2 rRNA genes are annotated in these 2715 nt (G+C 56.8%); both read right to left on the bottom strand.

The features are described from left to right. Nucleotides 1–1662: ribosomal RNA gene (locus VGL01_RS15010) — 23S ribosomal RNA — on the bottom strand; the annotation flags it as partial. Nucleotides 1663–2197: 535 nt separating this feature from the next. After that, nucleotides 2198–2715 (bottom strand): 16S ribosomal RNA (locus VGL01_RS15005); the annotation flags it as partial.

Below are 2715 nucleotides of genomic sequence, written 5' to 3'. Positions count from 1 at the left end.
CGTCACCCCATCACTCACCTACTACCAGATCGGATCCCACCATCCACCCCACCCCCAAGCCCCGAAGGGCCGGTAAGCAGAGCTTCACCATGGTTAGCATCACTGGGTTCAGCGTGGGCGCGTGTCAGCGGGTACGGGAATATCAACCCGTTGTCCATCGACTACGCCTATCGGCCTCGCCTTAGGTCCCGACTTACCCTGGGCGGATCAGCCTGCCCCAGGAACCCTTGGTCATCCGGCGCACACGTTTCTCACGTGTGATTCGCTACTCATGCCTGCATTCTCACTTCTGCACCCTCCACCACTAGATCACTCTGCGGCTTCACCGGATACAGAACGCTCCCCTACCCATCAACGCATACACGTCAATGCCACGGCTTCGGCGGTGTGCTTGAGCCCCGCTACATTGTCGGCGCGGAATCACTTGACCAGTGAGCTATTACGCACTCTTTCAAGGATGGCTGCTTCTAAGCCAACCTCCTGGTTGTCACCGCGGTCCCACATCCTTTCCCACTTAGCACACGCTTAGGGGCCTTAGCCGGTGATCTGGGCTGTTTCCCTCTCGACTACGGAGCTTATCCCCCGCAGTCTCACTGCCATGCTCTCACTCACCGGCATTCGGAGTTTGGCTGACGTCAGTAACCTGGTAGGGCCCATTAGCCATCCAGTAGCTCTACCTCCGGCGAGAAACACACGACGCTGCACCTAAATGCATTTCGGGGAGAACCAGCTATCACGGAGTTTGATTGGCCTTTCACCCCTAACCACAGGTCTTCCCCCAGGTTTTCAACCCTGGTGGGTTCGGGCCTCCACACCGTCTTACCGGCGCTTCACCCTGCCCATGGCTAGATCACCCCGCTTCGGGTCTACAGCATGCGACTCAGTGCTCCTAAAAGCACAACGCCCTTTTCAGACTCGCTTTCGCTACGGCTACCCGCCACCGGTTAACCTCGCCACACACCATAACTCGCAGGCTCATTCTTCAAAAGGCACGCCATCACGGAACACAAGAACAAGTCTCGTGTAAGACGCTCTGACGGCTTGTAGGCACACGGTTTCAGGTACTATTTCACGACCCCTCACCGGGGCACTTTTCACCTTTCCCTCACGGTACTGGTCCGCTATCGGTCATTAGGGAGTATTTAGGCTTATCAGGTGGTCCTGACAGATTCACACGGGATTTCTCGGGCCCCGTGCTACTTGGGATACTCATCAAAGGCGGCGCACAGCATTACGGTTACGGGGCTCACACCCTCTACGGCCGGCCTTTCAAGACCGTTCACCTATACCAGCACTCACACCTCCCCGGTCCGGCAGAACCAGGACAACAAGTCCCACAACCCCGCCCATGCAACGCCCGCCGGCTATCACACATGAGTCGGTTTAGCCTGATCCGCGTTCGCTCGCCACTACTAACGGAATCACTGTTGTTTTCTCTTCCTGCGGGTACTGAGATGTTTCACTTCCCCGCGTTCCCTCCACGCACCCTATGTGTTCAGATGCGGGTCACCAGATCACTCGCGCGTCTGGCGGGGTTTCCCCATTCGGACACCCTGGGATCACAGTCCGGTTATCGACTCCCCCAGGCTTATCGCAGATTCCTACGTCCTTCTTCGGCTCCTAATGCCAAGGCATCCACCGTGTGCTCTTAAAAACTTGACCACAAAGATCAATCAGTAATTTTCGAGAGAACCACGAAAACCAACCACACCCAACAACAACCCCCCAAAAGGAAGCCATCACCACGCGCAGCCAGATCCAGGTTCATATTCTTGGAAATTGCTTCTTATAAAAGATGCTCGCGTCCACTATGTAGTTCTCAAACAACAACCCCGTACCACACACCCCACACACCACCCCAAAGGGCCAACGCATGCGATCGATGCAGCCAGGAAACCAGAAACAAACACGTCCCGGGACAAGAAAGAAACACTCCCCTCCCCCGGCCCTGTTGCCTCAGGACCCAACAGTGTGCCAAACACTAAACCACGAACCCCCCGCCCGCACCGTTCCAGGACAAACCCCCCAAAGGGAACCCATCCGTACTAGACGCAGAAGAAAAACCCGCGGCCGCTATCCGTTGATATTCCACCCATGAGCACCCGCCGCAGAACAATCGCCTGCGCAACGGGCCTTTACTCCTGACAACCCCCCACACCCGCATACACGGGCCAGAACGGCTGTAGGTGCTCCTTAGAAAGGAGGTGATCCAGCCGCACCTTCCGGTACGGCTACCTTGTTACGACTTAGTCCCAATCGCCAGTCCCACCTTCGACGGCTCCCTCCCACAAGGGGTTAGGCCACCGGCTTCGGGTGTTACCAACTTTCGTGACTTGACGGGCGGTGTGTACAAGGCCCGGGAACGTATTCACCGCAGCGTTGCTGATCTGCGATTACTAGCGACTCCGACTTCATGGGGTCGAGTTGCAGACCCCAATCCGAACTGAGACCGGCTTTTTGGGATTAGCTCCACCTCACAGTATCGCAACCCTTTGTACCGGCCATTGTAGCATGCGTGAAGCCCAAGACATAAGGGGCATGATGATTTGACGTCGTCCCCACCTTCCTCCGAGTTGACCCCGGCAGTCTCCCATGAGTCCCCACCACTACGTGCTGGCAACATGGAACGAGGGTTGCGCTCGTTGCGGGACTTAACCCAACATCTCACGACACGAGCTGACGACAACCATGCACCACCTGTGAACCGGCCCCAAA

Source organism: Trinickia sp., from assembly GCF_036503415.1.
GTDB lineage: Bacteria > Pseudomonadota > Gammaproteobacteria > Burkholderiales > Burkholderiaceae > Trinickia.
Note: the sequence above shows the minus strand (reverse complement) of the source record. Positions and strands in the feature narration are given on the sequence as shown.